This is a genomic window from Brevibacillus thermoruber 423 (assembly GCF_000454065.1).
GTDB lineage: Bacteria > Bacillota > Bacilli > Brevibacillales > Brevibacillaceae > Brevibacillus > Brevibacillus thermoruber.
The window spans coordinates 584,828-602,042 of record NZ_KE695649.1 but is presented as its reverse complement, the minus strand read 5'-3'; the positions used below and the strand labels follow the sequence as shown (position 1 = coordinate 602,042).

18 protein-coding genes are annotated in these 17,215 nt (G+C 60.7%); 6 read left to right on the top strand and 12 right to left on the bottom strand.

What is annotated here, in order from left to right:
* Positions 1 to 44: 44 nt before the first annotated feature.
* On the bottom strand, positions 45 to 548 hold the full coding sequence (locus tag M516_RS0107885) for a C40 family peptidase (RefSeq protein ID WP_029098640.1): 504 nt from the start codon (positions 546 to 548) through the stop codon (positions 45 to 47).
* A gap of 449 nt (positions 549 to 997) precedes the next feature.
* On the opposite strand from M516_RS0107885, the gene trmB reads away from it, so the two are divergent.
* Positions 998 to 1,642 carry a tRNA (guanosine(46)-N7)-methyltransferase TrmB gene (gene trmB, locus M516_RS0107880; RefSeq protein WP_029098639.1) on the top strand — a complete coding sequence of 215 codons (645 nt, stop codon included), beginning with the start codon at positions 998 to 1,000 and terminating at the stop codon, positions 1,640 to 1,642.
* Positions 1,643 to 1,728: 86 nt separating this feature from the next.
* Here trmB and M516_RS0107875 read toward each other — a convergent pair whose 3' ends face one another.
* Positions 1,729 to 3,303: an FAD-dependent oxidoreductase gene (locus M516_RS0107875; RefSeq protein ID WP_029098638.1), complete on the bottom strand. Its 1,575-nt coding sequence runs from the start codon at positions 3,301 to 3,303 to the stop codon at positions 1,729 to 1,731.
* Positions 3,304 to 3,573: 270 nt separating this feature from the next.
* On the opposite strand from M516_RS0107875, the gene M516_RS23015 reads away from it, so the two are divergent.
* Entirely contained in the window at positions 3,574 to 3,813 is a 240-nt protein-coding gene (locus M516_RS23015; protein ID WP_051188137.1) for a hypothetical protein, read from the top strand.
* Positions 3,810 to 4,682, top strand: a complete 873-nt coding sequence (locus tag M516_RS0107865) for a YwqG family protein (RefSeq protein WP_029098637.1) — start codon at positions 3,810 to 3,812, stop codon at positions 4,680 to 4,682. Before M516_RS23015 ends, M516_RS0107865 begins: the two co-directional genes overlap by 4 nt.
* Before the next feature lie 90 nt (positions 4,683 to 4,772).
* On the opposite strand, the gene M516_RS0107860 is transcribed toward M516_RS0107865, so the two are convergent.
* Positions 4,773 to 5,246 carry an AAA family ATPase gene (locus M516_RS0107860; RefSeq protein WP_029098636.1) on the bottom strand — a complete coding sequence of 158 codons (474 nt, stop codon included), beginning with the start codon at positions 5,244 to 5,246 and terminating at the stop codon, positions 4,773 to 4,775.
* A 64-nt stretch (positions 5,247 to 5,310) separates the two neighbouring features.
* Here M516_RS0107860 and M516_RS0107855 point away from each other — a divergent pair, with 64 nt between their 5' ends.
* On the top strand, positions 5,311 to 6,738 hold the full coding sequence (locus tag M516_RS0107855; RefSeq protein ID WP_029098635.1) for a L,D-transpeptidase family protein: 1,428 nt from the start codon (positions 5,311 to 5,313) through the stop codon (positions 6,736 to 6,738).
* Between the two features lie 130 nt (positions 6,739 to 6,868).
* Here M516_RS0107855 and M516_RS0107850 read toward each other — a convergent pair whose 3' ends face one another.
* From M516_RS0107850 to tkt, 3 genes are all read right to left on the bottom strand, one after another.
* A complete protein-coding gene (locus M516_RS0107850) occupies positions 6,869 to 7,216 on the bottom strand; it encodes a hypothetical protein (protein WP_029098634.1) in 348 nt (115 codons plus the stop codon).
* 116 nt (positions 7,217 to 7,332) lie between these two features.
* Positions 7,333 to 9,876: a transglycosylase domain-containing protein gene (locus tag M516_RS0107845; protein WP_029098633.1), complete on the bottom strand. Its 2,544-nt coding sequence runs from the start codon at positions 9,874 to 9,876 to the stop codon at positions 7,333 to 7,335.
* A gap of 166 nt (positions 9,877 to 10,042) precedes the next feature.
* Positions 10,043 to 12,049: a transketolase gene (gene tkt, locus M516_RS0107840; RefSeq protein ID WP_029098632.1), complete on the bottom strand. Its 2,007-nt coding sequence runs from the start codon at positions 12,047 to 12,049 to the stop codon at positions 10,043 to 10,045.
* 106 nt (positions 12,050 to 12,155) lie between these two features.
* Between tkt and M516_RS25500 the strand changes: the two genes are divergently transcribed.
* Both M516_RS25500 and M516_RS0107830 read left to right on the top strand, forming a co-directional pair.
* Positions 12,156 to 12,320, top strand: a complete 165-nt coding sequence (locus M516_RS25500) for a hypothetical protein (RefSeq protein WP_193746951.1) — start codon at positions 12,156 to 12,158, stop codon at positions 12,318 to 12,320.
* Between the two features lie 134 nt (positions 12,321 to 12,454).
* The gene (locus tag M516_RS0107830; protein ID WP_029098631.1) at positions 12,455 to 12,901 is read left to right on the top strand and encodes an NUDIX hydrolase; all 447 of its coding nucleotides are present in this window, start codon (positions 12,455 to 12,457) and stop codon (positions 12,899 to 12,901) included.
* Between the two features lie 28 nt (positions 12,902 to 12,929).
* On the opposite strand, the gene M516_RS0107825 is transcribed toward M516_RS0107830, so the two are convergent.
* The 6 genes from M516_RS0107825 to M516_RS0107800 all read right to left on the bottom strand — a co-directional run bounded on the left by M516_RS0107825 (position 12,930) and on the right by M516_RS0107800 (position 17,130).
* Positions 12,930 to 14,429 carry a sensor histidine kinase gene (locus M516_RS0107825; RefSeq protein ID WP_051188136.1) on the bottom strand — a complete coding sequence of 500 codons (1,500 nt, stop codon included), beginning with the start codon at positions 14,427 to 14,429 and terminating at the stop codon, positions 12,930 to 12,932.
* Positions 14,413 to 15,120: a response regulator transcription factor gene (locus M516_RS0107820; RefSeq protein ID WP_065067046.1), complete on the bottom strand. Its 708-nt coding sequence runs from the start codon at positions 15,118 to 15,120 to the stop codon at positions 14,413 to 14,415. Before M516_RS0107820 ends, M516_RS0107825 begins: the two co-directional genes overlap by 17 nt.
* Positions 15,083 to 15,742 (bottom strand): DedA family protein, encoded by a 660-nt coding sequence (locus M516_RS23010; RefSeq protein WP_081656472.1) that lies wholly within the window; start codon positions 15,740 to 15,742, stop codon positions 15,083 to 15,085. The genes M516_RS0107820 and M516_RS23010 overlap by 38 nt, the downstream gene beginning before the upstream one ends.
* On the bottom strand, positions 15,732 to 16,355 hold the full coding sequence (locus M516_RS0107810) for a class I SAM-dependent methyltransferase (RefSeq protein WP_338010430.1): 624 nt from the start codon (positions 16,353 to 16,355) through the stop codon (positions 15,732 to 15,734). The genes M516_RS23010 and M516_RS0107810 overlap by 11 nt, the downstream gene beginning before the upstream one ends.
* Before the next feature lie 185 nt (positions 16,356 to 16,540).
* Positions 16,541 to 16,735, bottom strand: coding sequence for a YqgQ family protein (locus M516_RS0107805; protein WP_029098627.1), 195 nt, complete (start codon positions 16,733 to 16,735; stop codon positions 16,541 to 16,543).
* Positions 16,732 to 17,130 carry a hypothetical protein gene (locus M516_RS0107800; protein ID WP_029098626.1) on the bottom strand — a complete coding sequence of 133 codons (399 nt, stop codon included), beginning with the start codon at positions 17,128 to 17,130 and terminating at the stop codon, positions 16,732 to 16,734. Before M516_RS0107800 ends, M516_RS0107805 begins: the two co-directional genes overlap by 4 nt.
* Positions 17,131 to 17,215 lie beyond the last annotated feature (85 nt).

Genomic DNA, 17,215 nt, shown 5'->3' with positions numbered 1-17,215 from the left:
GTCCGTTCAACTGGATACGTGCCACAAATTCGCGACTCGGTTGGTTACAGGACGCGGCGGGCCGTAACGAAGCGCTTCTCCCACGACGTGCCGCGGAAATTGGTAAACGTCACGCCCGGTTTGCCGTAGGTATGCAGCAGTTTGTTGTTGCCGGCATAGATCGCCACGTGCGTGATGTAGGTGGACGTCGGTTTGCTGCTGGACGAGCGGAAGAAGACCAGATCGCCCTTTTTCAAGCTGTTCTTGGACACTTTCACCCCTACTTTGGCCTGTGAACGGGACGTGCGCGGCAGGCTGATTCCCAGCGCTTCACGGTAGACGCGCTGAACAAACGACGAGCAGTCAAACGTGCGTGTCGTGCTGCTTTTCGAGCCGAATTTATACGGCGTGCCGAGATATTTGGTACCCACTTGAATGACTTTATCCGCCCGGGATTGGGTCCATTTCGCCTCAGCCACATCGTGATTGCCGGGAAGCGGAGCCACCACCCCGGTGACGCCGAGAGCTGTTCCCATCAAAATGGCGGCAAGCGTTTTGTGAAGTTTCATGCTGTTCCTCCTCCCTTGTTGCGAAATCGTATGGCTGACTTCACGCTCGTCCTCTACTCTACCATCCCGTCACCGGTTGATAATTCTCAAATTCCTACCAATTCCGCCTGTCGTGCCTGGAGGACATTTCCGCTTGACAATGTCGTTCCCATAACGACGGGCGATTCCGCCCCTTTTCTGCATCGGCTTTTCCCATAAACTACCACGAAAATCTGCCAATTTTATCCGGCGTGATCCCGGCTTGTTCCGCCGTCATGCGGTTTTGGTCTGGGGAAACTTCCAACACATTCCGTTTCGCCCTTGAAACGTCTGTATCTTTTTGGCAGTAGCCCGTCTTCTGGATGAACGCTTGCAACCTGGGCCGACTCGTCGTACAGTAAATAGGAGCTTGTCATGGGCAGCGTGCTGAAAACGCACGCGTGTCGGGTAAAGAGGAGGTTCATGTTTTCATGCGACTGCGCAACATCCCAGGCGCCGAGGAGGCCCTGCGCGAATATCCCACGTTTGTGGACAACCCGGTCTCCTATCGCGGCAAATGGAGCGAGCGGTTTGGCAACGACCGTCCCATTCATGTGGAAATCGGCTGCGGCAAAGGGCGGTTCATCAACACGCTGGCCGAAAAGTATCCGGACATCAACTTCATCGCCGTGGAACTGAAGGCGGAGGTGATCCTGCGCGCCGCCCAGCGGACGGAGAAGCGGGCGATCCCCAATCTGGCCTTTGTCCAGTACAATGCGGCGATGCTGACCGACCTGTTTGTGCCGGGCGAAGTGTCCCGCATCTACCTCAACTTCAGCGATCCCTGGCCGAAGAAGCGGCACGCCAAACGGCGCCTCACCCACGCCAACTTCCTGATGGCGTACAAGCAGGTGCTGAAGCCGTACGGGGAGATTCACCTGAAGACGGACAACGAAAAGCTGTTCGAGTTCTCGCTCAACCAGTTCTCGGACCAGCGTTTTCAACTGCGCCACATCACGTTTGACCTGCACAACTCGCCGTTTGCCGCGGACAACGTGATGACCGAGTACGAGGAGCGCTTCTCCTCACGCGGACAGCGCATCTACCGGACGGAAGCCATTTTTTTGCCGGAGTAACACGCCCCGGCATCCGTCAACCAGAAACAAACGAAACAAGCGCGGGGCAGCGATGGCTTTCCCGCGCTTGTTGTTTTGGTTGGTGCTCAGACCGGGCCGATCGACGGCCAGGCCAGCTCGACGCCTTCCCGCACCAGGAGCCGCTGAAAATCGGCCAAATCTTCCGGCGTGTTGCGGACGGCGCGGGGGGAAAGCCCCCGCTCGAGGCAGTAGCCGGCCAGAAAGCCGGCCGCTTCGCCGATATTCCACTCCACGGGGTGGAGCCGGAAGCAGCCGTTGGTAATGTGCGTGACCCCCGCATTCTTGCAGGCCGGCAGCAGGTTCTCCATCCGGAGGGGAATCAGGCTGCCGAGCGGAATCTGGAACGGCAGGGAGGGAATGTACAGGTAGTTCCGGCCGCCCGTGCTGGGATGCAGGTCGATCCGGTAGCAGCCCACGCCGACGGAATCTTCGAACGTCTCCGCCCTGCCGTCTGGGCGGCACGCCGGACTGACGTGCTGTTCGAGCACGGTAAACTCCGCCCGGATCCGCCGGGATTCGCGGATGTAGGGGGACATGGCCAATCCGTCGTCCGTTCCAAGGACGTCCCGGCGCAGGCGCAGTCCGGGATATCCCTGTTTGCCGTCGGGCCTGGGCGCCTCCGTCTGCATCCAGTACAAGAGCGACAGGCTGAGCTGTTTCGCCTGATGCAGATGGTGCGTCCGCTCGTCCTCGCTGACGTCGATGATCGGGCCGAGCCAGTAGTCGTTTTGCGGCCAGTTGACCAGCGTGACGCTGCTCGGGTACAAACCGGCGGCGAAGTTGTCCTTGTCCGCGATCTGCCGGTAGAGAAACAGCGAGAAGCGGTCCGTCCCCGGAAACAGCTCGTATCGGACGGGTTCGTGGGTATCCGGCTTCACGCCTGTCCAGCTCAGCAGCTTGTCCGGCCAGAAATCGGGCTGGTAGTTCCGCCAGAACTCATAGCTGGCCGGTTTGTCGATCGTATGGTCTTCCCCTTCCAGATAGTCCATCGCAAACACGTACGTGAACGACTGCATGTCCATCGGCTGCGGGTCCCCTTCCAGCGCATGGGGTTCTCCCGTTTCGCCGACGGATTCCGCCCCGGTCACGTACTCGACACCGGCCAGCGGAAGCAGGTCGCCGCACTCCGTCGCGTCGAGAAAATAAGGAGCCGCCAGTTCCAAGCGATCCCCCGTCTCCAGATGGATGACGGTCGCGGAGACGATCCGGTCTCCCTCGGTACGGGCCGCCACAAGCCTGTGCCGGACGAGTACGGTCACCCTGCCGCTGTTGACATACGGAGCCAGCATCTGGTGCAGAACGGCCAGCGCCACTTTCGGTTCATGACAGAGGCGGCTGACCGATCCGTTTCCCGGGTCGAGGTACGGGACGGCTCTCGCCGCTTCCGTGAGCGGATAAACATCGCGGTAATAGCGGCGCACGCCGTCGCGAAACGCCCGGTAACTGCGGGTACAGCCGAACTGTTCGATCCAGGGGTGTTCATCCGGCGGAACGGCCTGGCTGGTGAGCTGCCCGCCGATCCAGGGGGTTTCTTCCGTCATGACGACGGTTCTGCCCAGTTTGGCGGCGGCCAAGGCAGCCGCACAGCCGCCGACGCCCCCGCCTATGACGACCAGGTCGGCATGAAATTCCCGTATCATGTGCATGCACTCCTTCCGCTTCGTCCATTTAAAAATCCTTTTTATCCCATTTTTTTCAAGTATTTGTTCTTTTTTATTGTATGAGATGGGCTGCCGGGTGGCAAGCAAACGATCAGGAACATGTCGCCAAACGGCCGTCTGTTCACGAATGGTTCACAATCGGACGCAGACGGGAAGTGTCACGGCTTCTTCTTTTTGCCGGCTGCATGAAGCCATGATAGAATAATCGTGTCGTGTATGCCATTTTTTTCTAAGAAAGGAGAGATTCGCATGCTGAATTTTGGAAGGACTGCTCTTGATGTGGGGCCGTCTTTTTTCATGCTCGTTCCCCTGCTGCTGACGCTCGCCTTTTACGGGTTCATCGTGTACGTTCTCGTCAGTCTGCTCCGCTTCATGAAGCAAAAGACGGAAAGCGACCGGGAACGCAACGCCAAGCTGGGCGAGCTGATCCGCTTGATGCGTGAGACGACTGCCGGGAGCCTGCCGGACAACAAGGAGGAGAACCGATGAAACAAGAGATTTTGTCCTTGTTTCACGAGGCGGGGCTGTCACGCTACGCGGAGCGTTTCGAACCGCTCATCCGCCCTTCTTTCCGAATTTTCACGCATCCGGTGGACGAGGAGGCGCTGTCCCCCGGCTCGTCCAAAATCGGCGGCTGCCCCGACCTGCCGGCGGGAACGCCTTGGCCGTACTGGAAGTCGTATCCGCTGTCGTTCCTGGCGCAGATCAACCTGGCCGAGCTGCCCCCGTTTCCGGAGAACATACTGCCGGAGCGGGGATTGCTCCTCTTCTTTTTCGCCGCGGCGGCGATGTACGACGACAAGGATTTCTACGACAGCATGGAGACAGCCAGGGTCTTGTTTGTACCGGACCCGGACGGTGCCGGCTTGAAGCGGACCGCGCCGCCCGAGGAGCTGGACGATTACGATCCGCCCGCCCGCTTCTCTCCCTGCTCCCTCCGCTATCTTGTGGAGTGGACCGTGCCGCCGGGCGAGTCGTGCGACATCGAGCAGCTTGGCATGAGCTGGAACGAAAACCGGGACGATTTCGACCGGTACTGGGAGGTATTCGGCCAACGCGTTGAGGAGCGGTTTCTTCATCCGGACGACATGAAAAACCGCCTGCTCGGCTGTCCCGACCCGATACAGGGGGACATGCAGCGGGAATGTCAGCTTCTGGCCGATCCCTCCACGGACAGAAACGATCAGGCGGCGCTGCAGCGAGCGACCCGCTGGCGGCTGCTGTTCCAGGTGGATTCGGAAGAGGAAAAGACGGGGATGATGTGGGGAGACGTCGGCCGCCTTTACTTCTGGATCGAGCAGGAGGCGCTGGAGCGGGGCGACTTTTCCCGCGTCGTTTGCATCGAGCAGTGCGGCTGAGCAGGGCCGGAAAACATGCTGGCCCGCCAGCCTGGGGCCGGCTGTCGAACGGTCCTTCCCGCGAAAGCAGGCACCAGCGGCGCATTTGCTTCAGATGTCCCAAAAGGCCCGGGGATTCTCCAGAAAGCGGCGGGTCAGTTGGTAGTGCTCCGTCTCCTCGTAGCGGACCTCCGCCAGCGGCGACTCGTCAAAGCTGAGGATGCGGGCGCCCGGGAATCCCATCAGGATCGGCGAGTGGGTGGCTATGAGAAACTGGGCTCCTTCCTCCACCAACTCCCGCATCAGGTATAAAAACGCGATCTGCCGCATCGGCGAGAGGGTCGCCTCCGCCCGGTCCACGTGGTAGAGGTTGTGACGGCCGCCGCCGGCGGTGTGAAAGCCGCACTGGTAGGCGACCGCCTCCAGCAGCGTCGACTTGCCGGAGCCGTTTTCGCCGACAAAAAAGGTGACGCTGCTGGTCAAGGGGATTTCGTCCACGCCCTGGTACGCAGGCAGGGAAAACGGGTAGCCCGCCTGCGTGGGAAACAGCTCCCTGCGCAAGATGATGGCATGCAGATACATCATGTCTCTCCTCCTCTCTCACGTTTTCCCTCTTCCCGGCCGATACTTCCAGTAAGGAGGGAGTGCGGTGAACAAGGCACAGTTTCTCCAGGAAAAAAGCACGTTTCACATGACCTATCCGGACAAGAACGACCTCGCCTTTTACCGATGGTTCGTCGAACGGCATCCCGACCTGGCCATCGGCTGGTACCATCTCGGCCGCGAACGGGAAATGCGGAACGAAACGGAAGAGGCGCTGGCCGCGTACCGCCGGGCGCTGCACGCCAGGCACGGCCCGTTCTCGGAAGAGGCGGCCGCCGCCTATCAGGACCTGCTGCGCAGGCGCAGGCGGCGGTTGTGGGCCGGCAGAATCCGCCTGCTGCTCGCCTCGCTTTTGTTTTTCCATGCCCAATTTGCCTTCTCGCCGGGGCTCTTGTCGGAGCCGGACCGGGCGGCTCCGACAGGCGCCGCTTCCCTCGATGGAAGGAACGCATCCGTCCTAGAGCGGCCGCACGTGGAAGTGATCGCCGTACCGGCCGGCATGGACGGCAAGCGGCTGCGCGATCACGTGTACGACTATGTGAGAGGGCGCCGTCCTGCGCTCACACAGCCGTACACGGTGCTGGCCGTCCCGGAAGTGACGGGGGCGCCGCTGTTTACGCCGCTGTTGTTTTACCGGCCGGGCGAACTGCGCGGTCTCCTGCGGTATGACCCCGTCAGCCGCACCGTCTTGAGCCAGCAGTGGTTTGACCGTCCCTGCGCCTGCGACCAGAATCCGGCGGTGCGGACGGCCAAGCTCCAGCTCGCGGAGGAACAGCGCACGCTGGAACACCTGCTGATCCTGCGCAGCGCCCTGTACCGCAGCTACCAGCAAAAAGGGAGCCTGCCCCGGCGGCTGAGCGACCTGGCCGGCGCCTATCCCGGCAACGCGCTGCCGGAGATTCCCCCGCCGCCTGCCTGGTACGGATCATCGGACTGGGCGTACCGGCCGGCGGCGTTTCGCCCGGAAGCCGCCTGGGAAAGCATGCGCCAGGTCGTCCCGCTGCGCGGCTATCCGGAGCCGTCGGTGCCGCTGGAGCCGCTGCAGATTCACGTCCACCTGGACTCGCACACGATGACGCTGACCAGCGGGCCACACCTCGTCCGGCGCTATCCGATCGCCATCGGCAAAAACGGCTCGACGCCGAAAGGCTACTTTTCCGTGCTGCAAAAAATCAGCCGTCCCCGCGGCCCCGGCGACATCTACGGAACGCGCGGCCTGATTTTTCAGAGCGACGGCTACGCCATCCACGGCACCAACCATCCCGCCAGCATCGGCCAGTCGGTCTCGCTTGGCTGCATTCGCCTGCACAACCGGGACGTCGAGGAACTGTACACGTTTGCCGCGCCGGGAACGGAAGTGATCATCTCCGCCCATGCCGCTCCCGTTCCCCGGTGGGCCAACCCGGCAGCGCTCGTCCTGCCGGCCGGTCGCGACGAGGAAACGCCCCGCGTCGTCTATCATTGGCTTCATTAACAGGAAGGACGAACAAGCCGCTGTCCGGGTCACATCCGGCATGCGGAGAGCGGCCCTCCTGCAACCGATGGACAGGCAAAGGCGGATCGACGGCAAAAAAGCGCGCTCCCGCTGTGGGAACGCGCTTTTCTTATTCTTCCATATGGCTCAGGGTTTCTTCTTCCTGTTCTTCTTCCGGATTCCACTGATCCAGCACCTTGCCCTGCAGGACTTTGCCTTTGATAAACTCCACCTGCTGGTCGCTGAATTCTTCCGTCCACTCGATCCCCAACTCTTCCGCCAGACGAACGACGGTCAGCAGTTCGGACCACGCCACGTAGCGTTTATACCAGAAGAACTGGGGCTGTTCGTTCATGTACGGATACAAATCGTCAAAATCGGTGTGTTTACAGTCGAGAGCACGTTCAAAATTCACCTTGGCCCGCCGCAACTGCTCTACAAAAAACGCCCGCAAATCCACTTGTGCGAAGTCAGTCATAGACCGTCCCTCCTGTCTCCCGATTTATGTGTATTGTACCACGCGGGAGAGGAAGTGCAAATACTCGAAAATGTGCTAACTGTGCAGCAGATTTCCACTGTTAGTCGTTGCGGCTGTTACCCGTTGCGGCCGTTCCCCGGCGACTGCCGGCCGCCTCCCGCGTCTGCGGGCGGAGGCGGCAGCTCAATGCCGTTCGGGGGCGATTGCTGGCCGTTGGCGGGCTGACCGTTGTTGGGCTGCTGGCCGTTCGGCGGGACGATATCCGGCGGAATCACCGGATTTTCGCCGCCGGGAGACTGACCGTCTGCAGGCTGCCCGGTTCCGTCCTGTCCCTCTGTTCCGGTGGACGGATCCTGGCCGTTTCCTCCCTCGACCGTGCCGTCGTCTCCTTGCGTGCTGCCGTCGTCGTGATGATCCCCTTCCTGCAGCAGTTTTTCCAACTGCTGCATGTTGATTTCGGCGATGTTGGACGGCTCTTGTTCCCTGCCCTCCGCATCGCGGGGAACGACGACGTACTTGTACATGACCGGACTGTCCAGCGTATCCACGTACACGGAATCCTTCACGCCGGCGGCGATCAGCTGGCGATCATCCGGATTGTCCGGAGAAATCCGGTACACGTCGTACGTGTAGTCGTCAGCCCCGCCGGACCAGCTCAATACCACTTTCAGCGAGTTGTTGTCCAGGGTCAGGTCGGCGGTGAGCCGCAGGGAAGCGGCCTCTTCTTTTTTCGGCTCTTCTTCCCGCTTCATGCCTGCCGGCGGTTCAAAATCCCGCACCGGTTCCCCTTTCAAGCCTTTTTTCAGAACGGTGGCGAACATTTTGGCCGTCAGGCTGCTGCCCTCGCGCATCAGGTGCTGGGCGTCTTCGTGGTCAAAGCCCATCCAGACCGCGCCTACGTACTCCGGCGTGTACCCGACGAACCAGGCGTCCTTGTTGACGCTGCTGTCCCCGATGAGGGATTGCGTCGTCCCCGTTTTCCCGGCGACGTGGCGGCCGGAAATCCGCGCGTTGCGCCCCGTCCCTTCTTTGACCGCACGCTCCAGCATGGTGTGTACCTTCCATGCCGTTTCCGGTTTGATCACCTGCTCCTGTTTCGGCTGGTAGACTTTCTCGACGCCGCCCTGCTCGTTCACGATTTTCTCGATCACGTGCGCTTCGGACACCACCCCGCTGTTGGGGAAGGCCGTGTACGCCTGCGCCATTTTCAGCGGCGACGTGCCCTTGTCCAGACCGCCCAGCGCGATCGCCAGGTTGCGGTCTTTCGGGGTCAGTTCGATGCCGAATTTCTTCAGGTACTTCAACGAGGTATCGATGCCGATTTCGTTCAGCAGCCAGACCGCCGGCACGTTCAACGAATCGATCACGGCGCGGGTCATGCTGACGGAATTGCTGTACCTGCCGTTGTAGTTGCGCGGCTCGTAGCCGTTGAAGCTCTGCCGCTTGTTGGAGAGCGACGAATTGGGCTCCCATCTGGAGTCCGAATCGATTGCCGGCGCGTAAACGGCCAGCGGCTTGAACGCCGAACCGGGCTGACGCTGCATGTCGGTCGCCAGGTTGAAGCCTTTTGGCTTGTAATCGCGGCCGCCCATCATCGCGGCGATGCCGCCGGTTTTGGCGTCGACGACGATCATCGACGATTCCACGGCCCGCTGCGGCCCCGATTTCGGGAAGTTGTCCGGGTTCTCGTACGCCTCCACCATGGCGTCCTGCATTTTCGGGTTGAACGTGGTGTAAATCTTCCAGCCGCCGCGGTACAGATCTTCTTCCGTGACGCCGTACTTCGCCTCGGCCTCCCGGATCACGTAGTCGTAAAACGCCCGGTAGCCTTTTTTCAACCCGCCGCCTGCCTTCGCTTCTTCCGTCTCCTCCGGCAGCGGTTTGGCCTGCGCCGCCACCTTTTGCTCCTGGGTGATGAAGCCCTGCTCGCTCATCAGGCGCAGCACGGTGTCGCGGCGCAATTTCGCCTTTTCCGGATTGTTAAACGGCGAGTAGGTGGACGGCGCTTTCGGAATGGCCGCCAGCATGGCCGCCTCGTCCAGTTCGAGCTGGGATACATCTTTGCCGAAATAGCGCTCGGCGGCGTCGCCAACGCCGTAGGCGCCTTCCCCGAAGTAAATCTGGTTCAGGTACATCTCCAGAATCTGGTCCTTGGAATACCGGCGCTCCAGGGCCATGGCGATGCAGACTTCCTTCGTCTTGCGCCAAAACGTCTGTTCCAGGGAGAGGAATACTCGTCGTGCGAGCTGCTGCGTGATCGTACTGCCCCCTTCGGCGAGCGATCCCTTGCGGATGTCGTTGATGATCGCGCCGCCGATCCGAAACATGTCCACGCCTTTGTGCTCGAAGAAGCGCCGGTCTTCCGTAGCGATAAAGGCGTTGATCAAATGATCCGGCATCTCGGTGAGCGGTACGTACTTGGTGTTCTTTTCACGGAGCAGCTTCGTGATTTCGGTACCGTCTTTGTCATAGATCACCGTAGGCTCGGATTTCAGAGCCTCCAGTTTCTGTATCTGCGTATCAATCATTTTTTCACCGGCGTACAGCAATGCAAAGTATCCGCCGATGACGCTCAAGATCAGAAAGACCGTAAAGGATACGGCAAACATCAGCAATTTCTTCTTTTTCTTCTTCCCTTGTTGCTTGGCCTTTGTTGCCATGAATGACCTCCTGGTTGCTTTCTCTCTCCCACACCATATAGACGGATCCTTTTCAAAAAAGTTTCTGTCCGCCCCCCAGTCTATGATTCCATATCTGCGCCCGTTTGTCACTGGAAAAAGCCTGTCTCCCCAAGGGAGAGCAGGCTTTTGCACGCAAAAAGGATATTTACTTGAGCAGCTTTTCCGCTTCCGCCACCACGTTGTCCACGGTGAAGCCGTACTCTTTCATGATTCGTTCGCCCGGAGCGGAAGCGCCGAACTGGTTGATGCCCAGCACCTTGCCGCCGTCGCCGACGTAGCGCTCCCAGCCCAGCGGAGAGGCCATTTCCACGGCCAGACGGGCTTTCACCGCCGGCGGGATTACGGCGTCGCGGTACTCCTGCGGCTGGCGTTCAAACAGCTCCCAGCTCGGCATGGAGACGACGCGCGCCTGGATGCCTTTCGCGGCCAGCGCTTCGCGAGCCTGCATGCAGAGGGAGACTTCGGAGCCGGTGGCGATCAGGACGAGCTGCGGGTTGCCGTCCGGCGCGTCGGCCAGCACGTACGCCCCTCTGCTTACCCCTTCGGCCGCCTTCTCGATCGTTTCTGTAAGCACCGGCAGGTTTTGACGCGTCAGCACCAGGGCGACTGGCTCGTCCGTGCGGGAGACGGCGTACTTCCACGCTTCGTTGGTCTCCACGGCGTCGGCCGGACGCAGCACGGTCAGGCCCGGCATCGCCCGCAGCGAAGCGAGCTGTTCGATCGGCTCGTGCGTCGGACCGTCTTCGCCGACGGCAATCGAGTCGTGGGTGAAGACGTAGATCACCGGCTGCTTCATCAGCGCGGACAGGCGGATGGCCGGACGCAGGTAATCGGAAAAGACGAAGAACGTGCCGCCGTATACCTTCAGCCCGCCGTGCAGCGCCATCCCGTTGAGGGCGGCCCCCATCGCAAACTCGCGCACACCGAACCAGATGTTGCGTCCGTCGTAGCTGCCCGGCAGGAAGTTCCCCGCCTCTTTGATCACGGTGTTGTTGGAGTGAGCCAGGTCAGCGGAACCGCCGAACAGGAACGGAACCGTTTTGGCCAGCGCGTTGATCGCATGGCCGGACGCGGCGCGGGTGGCCAGCTTGGTTCCGGCTTCGTAGGTCGGCAGTTGGCTGTCCCAGCCGGCCGGCAGGTGACCGTCCGCCGCTGTCTGGAACTGACGGGCCAGCTCCGGATACGCCTTGGCGTATTCGGCAAAGCGTTCGCGCCATGCCGCTTCCGCCTGTTCGCCCGCTTCCGCCCGTTTGGCGTAGTAGTCGGCCACTTCCTGCGGGACGTGGAATTCGGCGTCATGCGGCCACTGGTAGTGGGCCTTGGTCAGCTTCACTTCTTCCTTGCCCAGCGGCGCGCCGTGGGCCGCGTTGGAGCCCCCTTTGTTCGGGCTGCCGTAACCGATCACCGTCTTTACCTCGATCAGGGTCGGGCGATCCAGATCCTGCTTCGCTTCGGCAATCGCCGCCTCGATCGCCGCCAGATCGTTGCCGTCCTCGACGCGCAGGTACTGCCAGCCGTACGCCTGGTAGCGCTGCGCCACATTTTCCGAGAAGGAACGGGACAGCTCGCCGTCAAGCGAAATGTCGTTGGAATCGTACAGCACGATCAGCTTGCCCAGCTTCAGGTGGCCGGCCAGCGAAGAGGCCTCGCCGGAGACGCCCTCCATCAGGTCGCCGTCGCCGCAAATGACGTAGGTGTAGTGGTTGACGATGTCAAAGCCGTCGCGGTTGTAGACAGCCGCCATGTGCTTCTCCGCCATCGCCATCCCGACGGCCATGGCAATCCCCTGACCCAGCGGACCGGTCGTGGCGTCCACGCCGGGAGTGTGGCCGTACTCCGGATGGCCCGGGGTCTTGCTGCCCCATTGGCGGAAGTTATGTATGTCTTCCAACGAAACATCGTATTTCATCAGGTGCAGCATGGCGTATAATAGCATTGAACCATGTCCCGCAGACAGCACGAAGCGGTCCCGGTCGATCCATTGCGGATTGCGCGGGTTTACCTTCATGAAACGGCTCCACAAAACATGCGCCATCGGTGCCGCTCCCATCGGCATGCCCGGATGGCCGGAGTTGGCTTTTTCGATAGCGTCAATGGCCAGCGTGCGGATCGTGTTGATCGCCAGTTGATCGACAGACGTGTGCTGAGTCATCAAGCAAATCCTCCCTGCGTTTTTTTACGGGTAAACGACGAACCAATTATAGCACAGTTCGGCAGTACAATCATGTCCGCGGAGGAAAAAGGAGGTGGTCCGGTTCATGTCGCCCCTGTATCTGATCATCGGCATTGTGTTGGGACTGGCCGGTTTCGGCATGCTGTTTTACGCCATGGCCATCTCTCCGCTGCAGCGAAAACGGGATCAGGAACTGCGGAAAAAAAGCGCGGAGCACCACCGGGTTGCGGAAGAGGCGCCGCGGGAGTGACAGCGGTTTCGTCAACAGCTCGGCCGGATCCTGCAGCAAGCGATCCGGCCGCTTGCTGTTCGTTGACAGACGGGAAAACTTGGCGGAATAATAAGAATGTTTGCAACCATGTCGTATAAACGTTGGAGGTTTGCATGAGCACAGAACGGTTCACCATGCCCGCCGCCGTCCACCTGTTTCTCCGGCGGGGAAACGAGCTGCTGCTGCTGCGCCGCTTCAATACGGGCTACGAAGACGGCAGCTACAGCGTCCCGGCCGGCCATCTGGACGGCGGAGAAGAAGTGAAGGCAGCGGCCATTCGGGAAGCGAAAGAGGAATGCGGCATCGACATCGACCCGGCCGATCTGGAAGTGGTCGGCGTGATGCACCGAAAATCGACGGACGAGCGGATCGACTTCTTTCTCACCGCCCGCACGTGGACAGGTGAGATCGTCAACGCCGAACCGGAGAAATGCGACGAGCTGCGCTGGTGCGACGTGGACGACCTGCCCGCCAACGTGATCCCGTACGTCCGTCAGGCGATTCACAACTACCGCTCGGGCAAGTGGTTCGACAGCTTCGGATGGGACAAGCGCGGCTGAGAGGGCGCTCCTGTCCGGGCCTTGCCCGTCATGAACGGGGGGCCGGCAGCCAGATGTGAAACGACAGAACGCCGTCGCGGTAGTCCGCCTGGATGCGGCCGCCGTGCAGTTCGACGATGCTCTTGACGATCGCCAGCCCCAGCCCGGAACCGCCTGTTTTGCGCGAGCGGGACTGCTCCACCCGGTAAAAGCGTTCAAACAGTCGGTTCAGCGCCTCCGGGGCCATCTCGTCCGCCCTGTTGGCCACCGACAAGCGGATGCCGCCTGCCTCGCGGGCGAGCGTCACGTCGATGCTGCCCGGTTTTTTGCCGTACTTGATCGCGTTGCTCAACAGGTTCTCCAGCACGCGCACGAACTTTTCCGGGTCCACGCTGACGTACAGCCGTTCGTCGGGCAGCGATTTGCAAAAGCTGAGCTGCTGTTCCTCCGCCAGCGGCACGTACTCCTCCACCAACTGCTCCACCAGTTCGTTCATGCTGATGGTCTGCCGGTAGAGCTGGACCCCTTGGCTGCTGAGCGTGGTGTATTCGAACAAATCCTCCACCAGCCGCTTCAGATGTTCCGCCTTCTCATAGGCGATCCGCGTGTACTCCTGCTGATCCGGCCCTCCTGCAGGGTGGTCTTTCAGCAGCCGCAGGTAGCCGAGCACCGAGGTGAGCGGCGTGCGCAAATCGTGCGAGACGTTGGTGATCAGTTCGTTTTTGGTCTTCTCCGCCTGCCGCTCCCGTTCGATGTTCGCCTGCAGTTCCTCCGCCATCCGGTTGATGTTGCGAGCAAGCGAGCCCAGTTCGTCTTCGCCCCGCACCTCGACGCGGTGATCCAGCTTGCCCTGCGAGATGACGAGCAGGCTGTCGGCCAATTCCTCGATATAGCCTGTTTTCCGCTTGGTAAACCGGTAAAACAGATAAAATAAGACGATCAAAAACACGGGCAGAGCAATCATGTTGACGCCGGTGCTCTCATAGCGGATGCTCGCCTCCGGCATGCCGCGGGCGATCAGGTAGCCTTTCTGTCCGGCCAGCTCCACCGGGTAAAAGGCGACAAACTCTTGGGGACGGTACCGGTCGCGATCAAGGCGCAGCTCCATCGCCCTGCTGATGACGCTGTACAAATCGACCTGGCTCTCCGTCGCCTTGGCGGACTTGAGCACCACCTTGCCGTCCAGGTTGACCAAAAGCATCCGCAGCCCGACATCCTGCTCGAAGTTGTTCATCATCTGCTGCAGAGCCGCTTTGTCCGTTACCTTCTGCTCCCGGATTATGGAGGCCAGCCGCCTTGTATCCCAGTCCATCCGCTCCATGCTTTGGCTGTAGTCGACGTACGGCCGCAAATACAGCTTCTCGGTCATCTCGTGGGCGAGGCTCGCCGCCAGGAGGGCAGCCAGCAGGCAAAAAACGAAGGTGGTGATCAACTGCAGGCGCAGACTCCGCCGAAAGTGTTCCACGGCGCGCCGAACGACTGTCATCGTCCAGCGGTACAGGCGGCGAGTCACGTAAAACGGCGACAGCCATCTAAACAACGCTCTCAATTTTATACCCCACTCCCCACACGGTCTTGATGTATCGCGGCTTGCGCGTGTCTTCCTCAATCTTTTCGCGAATTTTCCGGATGTGAACCATCACCGTGTTGTCCGACTGGCAAAACGGCTCCTTCCACACCCGCTCGTAGATCTGTTCCGTGCTGAATACGACGCCCCGATTGCGGGCCAAGAGCTCCAGAATGGCAAATTCGGTCGGCGTCAGCTTCACGTCCCGGCCGTTCACTTTCACCTCGCGCGTCGCCGTGTTGATCGTCAAATCGCCGATCTCGATCTCGTCTTCCCGGGCCGTGTATCCCTGATTGAGCCGCAGGTATCGCCGCAGCTGCGACTTGACGCGGGCCACCAGCTCCAACGGGTTGAACGGCTTGGTCATGTAGTCGTCCGCTCCGGTGCTGAGACCGTAGATCTTGTCCATGTCCTGCGATTTGGCGGAAAGCATGATGATCGGCATGTGCTGTTCTTCGCGGATTTTCAGACAGGCCTGAATGCCGTCCAGCCGCGGCATCATGATGTCCAGGACGAGCAGGTGCACCTCGTTTTGCTTCAGGACCTCCAGCGCTTCCAAGCCGTCGGCCGCCTTCAGCACGCGGTACCCCTCATTTTGCAGGTAAATGGCGATCAGGTTGCGGATCTCCTCGTCGTCATCCACGACCAGTACAGTGATTTCCTCCACTCTCATTTCCTCCCGTGGTTGCTTCTGTTTCGACGGACACGGCCCAGCGCCGCTGCCTGATCAGCCAGTACGCCGCACCGATGCACAAGAGCGCGGCCAAGGTAATCCGGCCGTACGTCTGCACGCCTTGGGCGATCGCGTCCAGGTGGCGGCCAAACAGGCGGCCGGCCCAAAAATAGTTGAAGGTCCAGACGAATCCGGTGGGCAGGGTGTACATCGCGTAGCGGCGCAGCGGCATGCGCTGGATGCCCACCAGATACGGCACCAGATGGCGCACGACCGGAAAGAAGTAGCTGAGGCAGAGCGCCCAACTGCCGTACCGCTCCATCAGCCGCTCCGCTTTGGCCAGATAGCGCCGGCCATTGCACTTGCGGACGACCCACTGCAGAATCGGCGCACCTACGCGATACCCCAGCACGTACCCGAGCGACAATCCGGAGACGACGCCCAGATAGACGGCTGCAAACGCCGGCAGCGGTTCCAGCCACCCTTGGGCGGTCAGGGCCCCAGCCGACATGACGATCATTTCGTCGGGAATCGGCATGCCGACAATGCCCAGCCACAAGGAGAAAAACAGCGCGAGATACCCGTATTGTTCCACCATCTGCGTCAGGAAGTCAGCCGGCATCGTGATTCCCCCGCTTCCTGCAGACGTAGACGAACGCAAACGGAACATTGAGCGGCACAAAGCGGATCTCCACGCGGCCAAACCGCGCCGCCAACTGCTTTCTCATCTGCAGCGAGTATTGGAAACAGACGAACACGCCCCCGGGCTTCAGCGCCGCTTCCACCTGGTCCATGATGGCGTCCCGCAGGTCCTGCGGAAAATTGGCAAACGGCAGCCCGCACACCACCGCGTCCAACTGTCTGATGCCGCATCTCTCCATGATCCGGGTCAGCTCCCGCGCATCCCCGCCGACATGCAGCTCCGGATAGCGCGCGGCCAACTGACAGCGCATCCCGTCGTCCTTCTCCAGAATCAGCGCCGTGCAGCCGGGTTGTTTCCGCTCGCGGATCATCCGGGTAAACACGCCCGTCCCCGCCCCCAACTCCGCCACCGCCGTCGCTGTCGTCCAGTCGATCGGCGCCAGCATCCGCCGGGCAAGCTGGCGGGAGCTGGGCATGATGCTGCCGACCGTCCGGGGCGAGCGCAAAAACTTGCCGGCAAACAGCAGCCCGTCCGCAATCGGCCCCCGGCCCGGCGTCGGCATGCCTATTCGTTCAGACGTGCCTTTCATCATTCCTGTCACTCCCTCTCTTTGTTGTCCCTATCCTATCGCGGAAACCTTAGCAAAAAGAGAGGGAAACGCTTAAGAATTTCTGAAGATTGCCGGGGGGATCGGACAGAGAGGCCCTTCCTTCAAGCGTGTGCCCTTTTCCATAAGAAAAAAACAGTCTGCACGAGACTGTTTTCTGAAGGATTCCCCTATGCCTTGCGCCGCTTGCGCAGGGCGGCCAGCGCCTGCACCATCTCTTCCTTGTCGATTACGCCGAGCTGGTACAGTTCACGGATTTCGTCTTCGATCAAAAGGAGGTCGCCCTCCGGATCGCCCGTGTAGATAAACAGACCGTATCGCTGCAAAAACGCGCTCAGGTCAAAGTCGCCCGGCTGTTCCTTCAACGCACTCCCTCCAAATCGGCCGCCATGCGGGAAAGCACGGCATCGTAGTCAAACTCGACGGCAAACCCGGTGATGACGACAATGTTCGCGTGCGGGTACGCTTCCTGCCAGGCGGCCTCCTCATCCGGTTTCAGCCCGACGATGTACAGCGGATCGCGGGACAATTGCTCGTCCTTCGCCAGCAGCCGTAAAAACTGATGGCACTTTTCCTGTTCGGCAGCGGCGTTGAGGACGATGACGCAGCGCTCCACTTCGCCCGTCCGGCGCAGCTCCTGTATCATCTGAAACGTTTTGGCCGTAGGCACGAGCGCGTTCAGCTCGGGAAAGCGGTCTAGCAGCTCGTCAAGCCAGTCGTCTTCTTCCCAGGCCAGGTAGTAGATCATTGCAGTAGACATGATTGACAACCCCTCATGTGCGGATACATCGCGGATTTCAAAACGATGTGTGACTTCCTGTTATTATACCACGCCAGCGGGGCGG

What these genes read in the sequence shown, in the direction of transcription:
- M516_RS0107885 (WP_029098640.1), bottom strand. Translation starts at nt 548, where the DNA reads ATGAAACTTCACAAAACGCTTGCCGCCATTTTGATGGGAACAGCTCTC.
- trmB (WP_029098639.1), top strand. Translation starts at nt 998, where the DNA reads ATGCGACTGCGCAACATCCCAGGCGCCGAGGAGGCCCTGCGCGAATAT.
- M516_RS0107875 (WP_029098638.1), bottom strand. Translation starts at nt 3,303, where the DNA reads ATGATACGGGAATTTCATGCCGACCTGGTCGTCATAGGCGGGGGCGTC.
- M516_RS23015 (WP_051188137.1), top strand. Translation starts at nt 3,574, where the DNA reads ATGCTGAATTTTGGAAGGACTGCTCTTGATGTGGGGCCGTCTTTTTTC.
- M516_RS0107865 (WP_029098637.1), top strand. Translation starts at nt 3,810, where the DNA reads ATGAAACAAGAGATTTTGTCCTTGTTTCACGAGGCGGGGCTGTCACGC.
- M516_RS0107860 (WP_029098636.1), bottom strand. Translation starts at nt 5,246, where the DNA reads ATGATGTATCTGCATGCCATCATCTTGCGCAGGGAGCTGTTTCCCACG.
- M516_RS0107850 (WP_029098634.1), bottom strand. Translation starts at nt 7,216, where the DNA reads ATGACTGACTTCGCACAAGTGGATTTGCGGGCGTTTTTTGTAGAGCAG.
- M516_RS0107845 (WP_029098633.1), bottom strand. Translation starts at nt 9,876, where the DNA reads ATGGCAACAAAGGCCAAGCAACAAGGGAAGAAGAAAAAGAAGAAATTG.
- tkt (WP_029098632.1), bottom strand. Translation starts at nt 12,049, where the DNA reads ATGACTCAGCACACGTCTGTCGATCAACTGGCGATCAACACGATCCGC.
- M516_RS25500 (WP_193746951.1), top strand. Translation starts at nt 12,156, where the DNA reads ATGTCGCCCCTGTATCTGATCATCGGCATTGTGTTGGGACTGGCCGGT.
- M516_RS0107830 (WP_029098631.1), top strand. Translation starts at nt 12,455, where the DNA reads ATGAGCACAGAACGGTTCACCATGCCCGCCGCCGTCCACCTGTTTCTC.
- M516_RS0107820 (WP_065067046.1), bottom strand. Translation starts at nt 15,120, where the DNA reads ATGAGAGTGGAGGAAATCACTGTACTGGTCGTGGATGACGACGAGGAG.
- M516_RS23010 (WP_081656472.1), bottom strand. Translation starts at nt 15,742, where the DNA reads ATGCCGGCTGACTTCCTGACGCAGATGGTGGAACAATACGGGTATCTC.
- M516_RS0107810 (WP_338010430.1), bottom strand. Translation starts at nt 16,355, where the DNA reads ATGATGAAAGGCACGTCTGAACGAATAGGCATGCCGACGCCGGGCCGG.
- M516_RS0107800 (WP_029098626.1), bottom strand. Translation starts at nt 17,130, where the DNA reads ATGTCTACTGCAATGATCTACTACCTGGCCTGGGAAGAAGACGACTGG.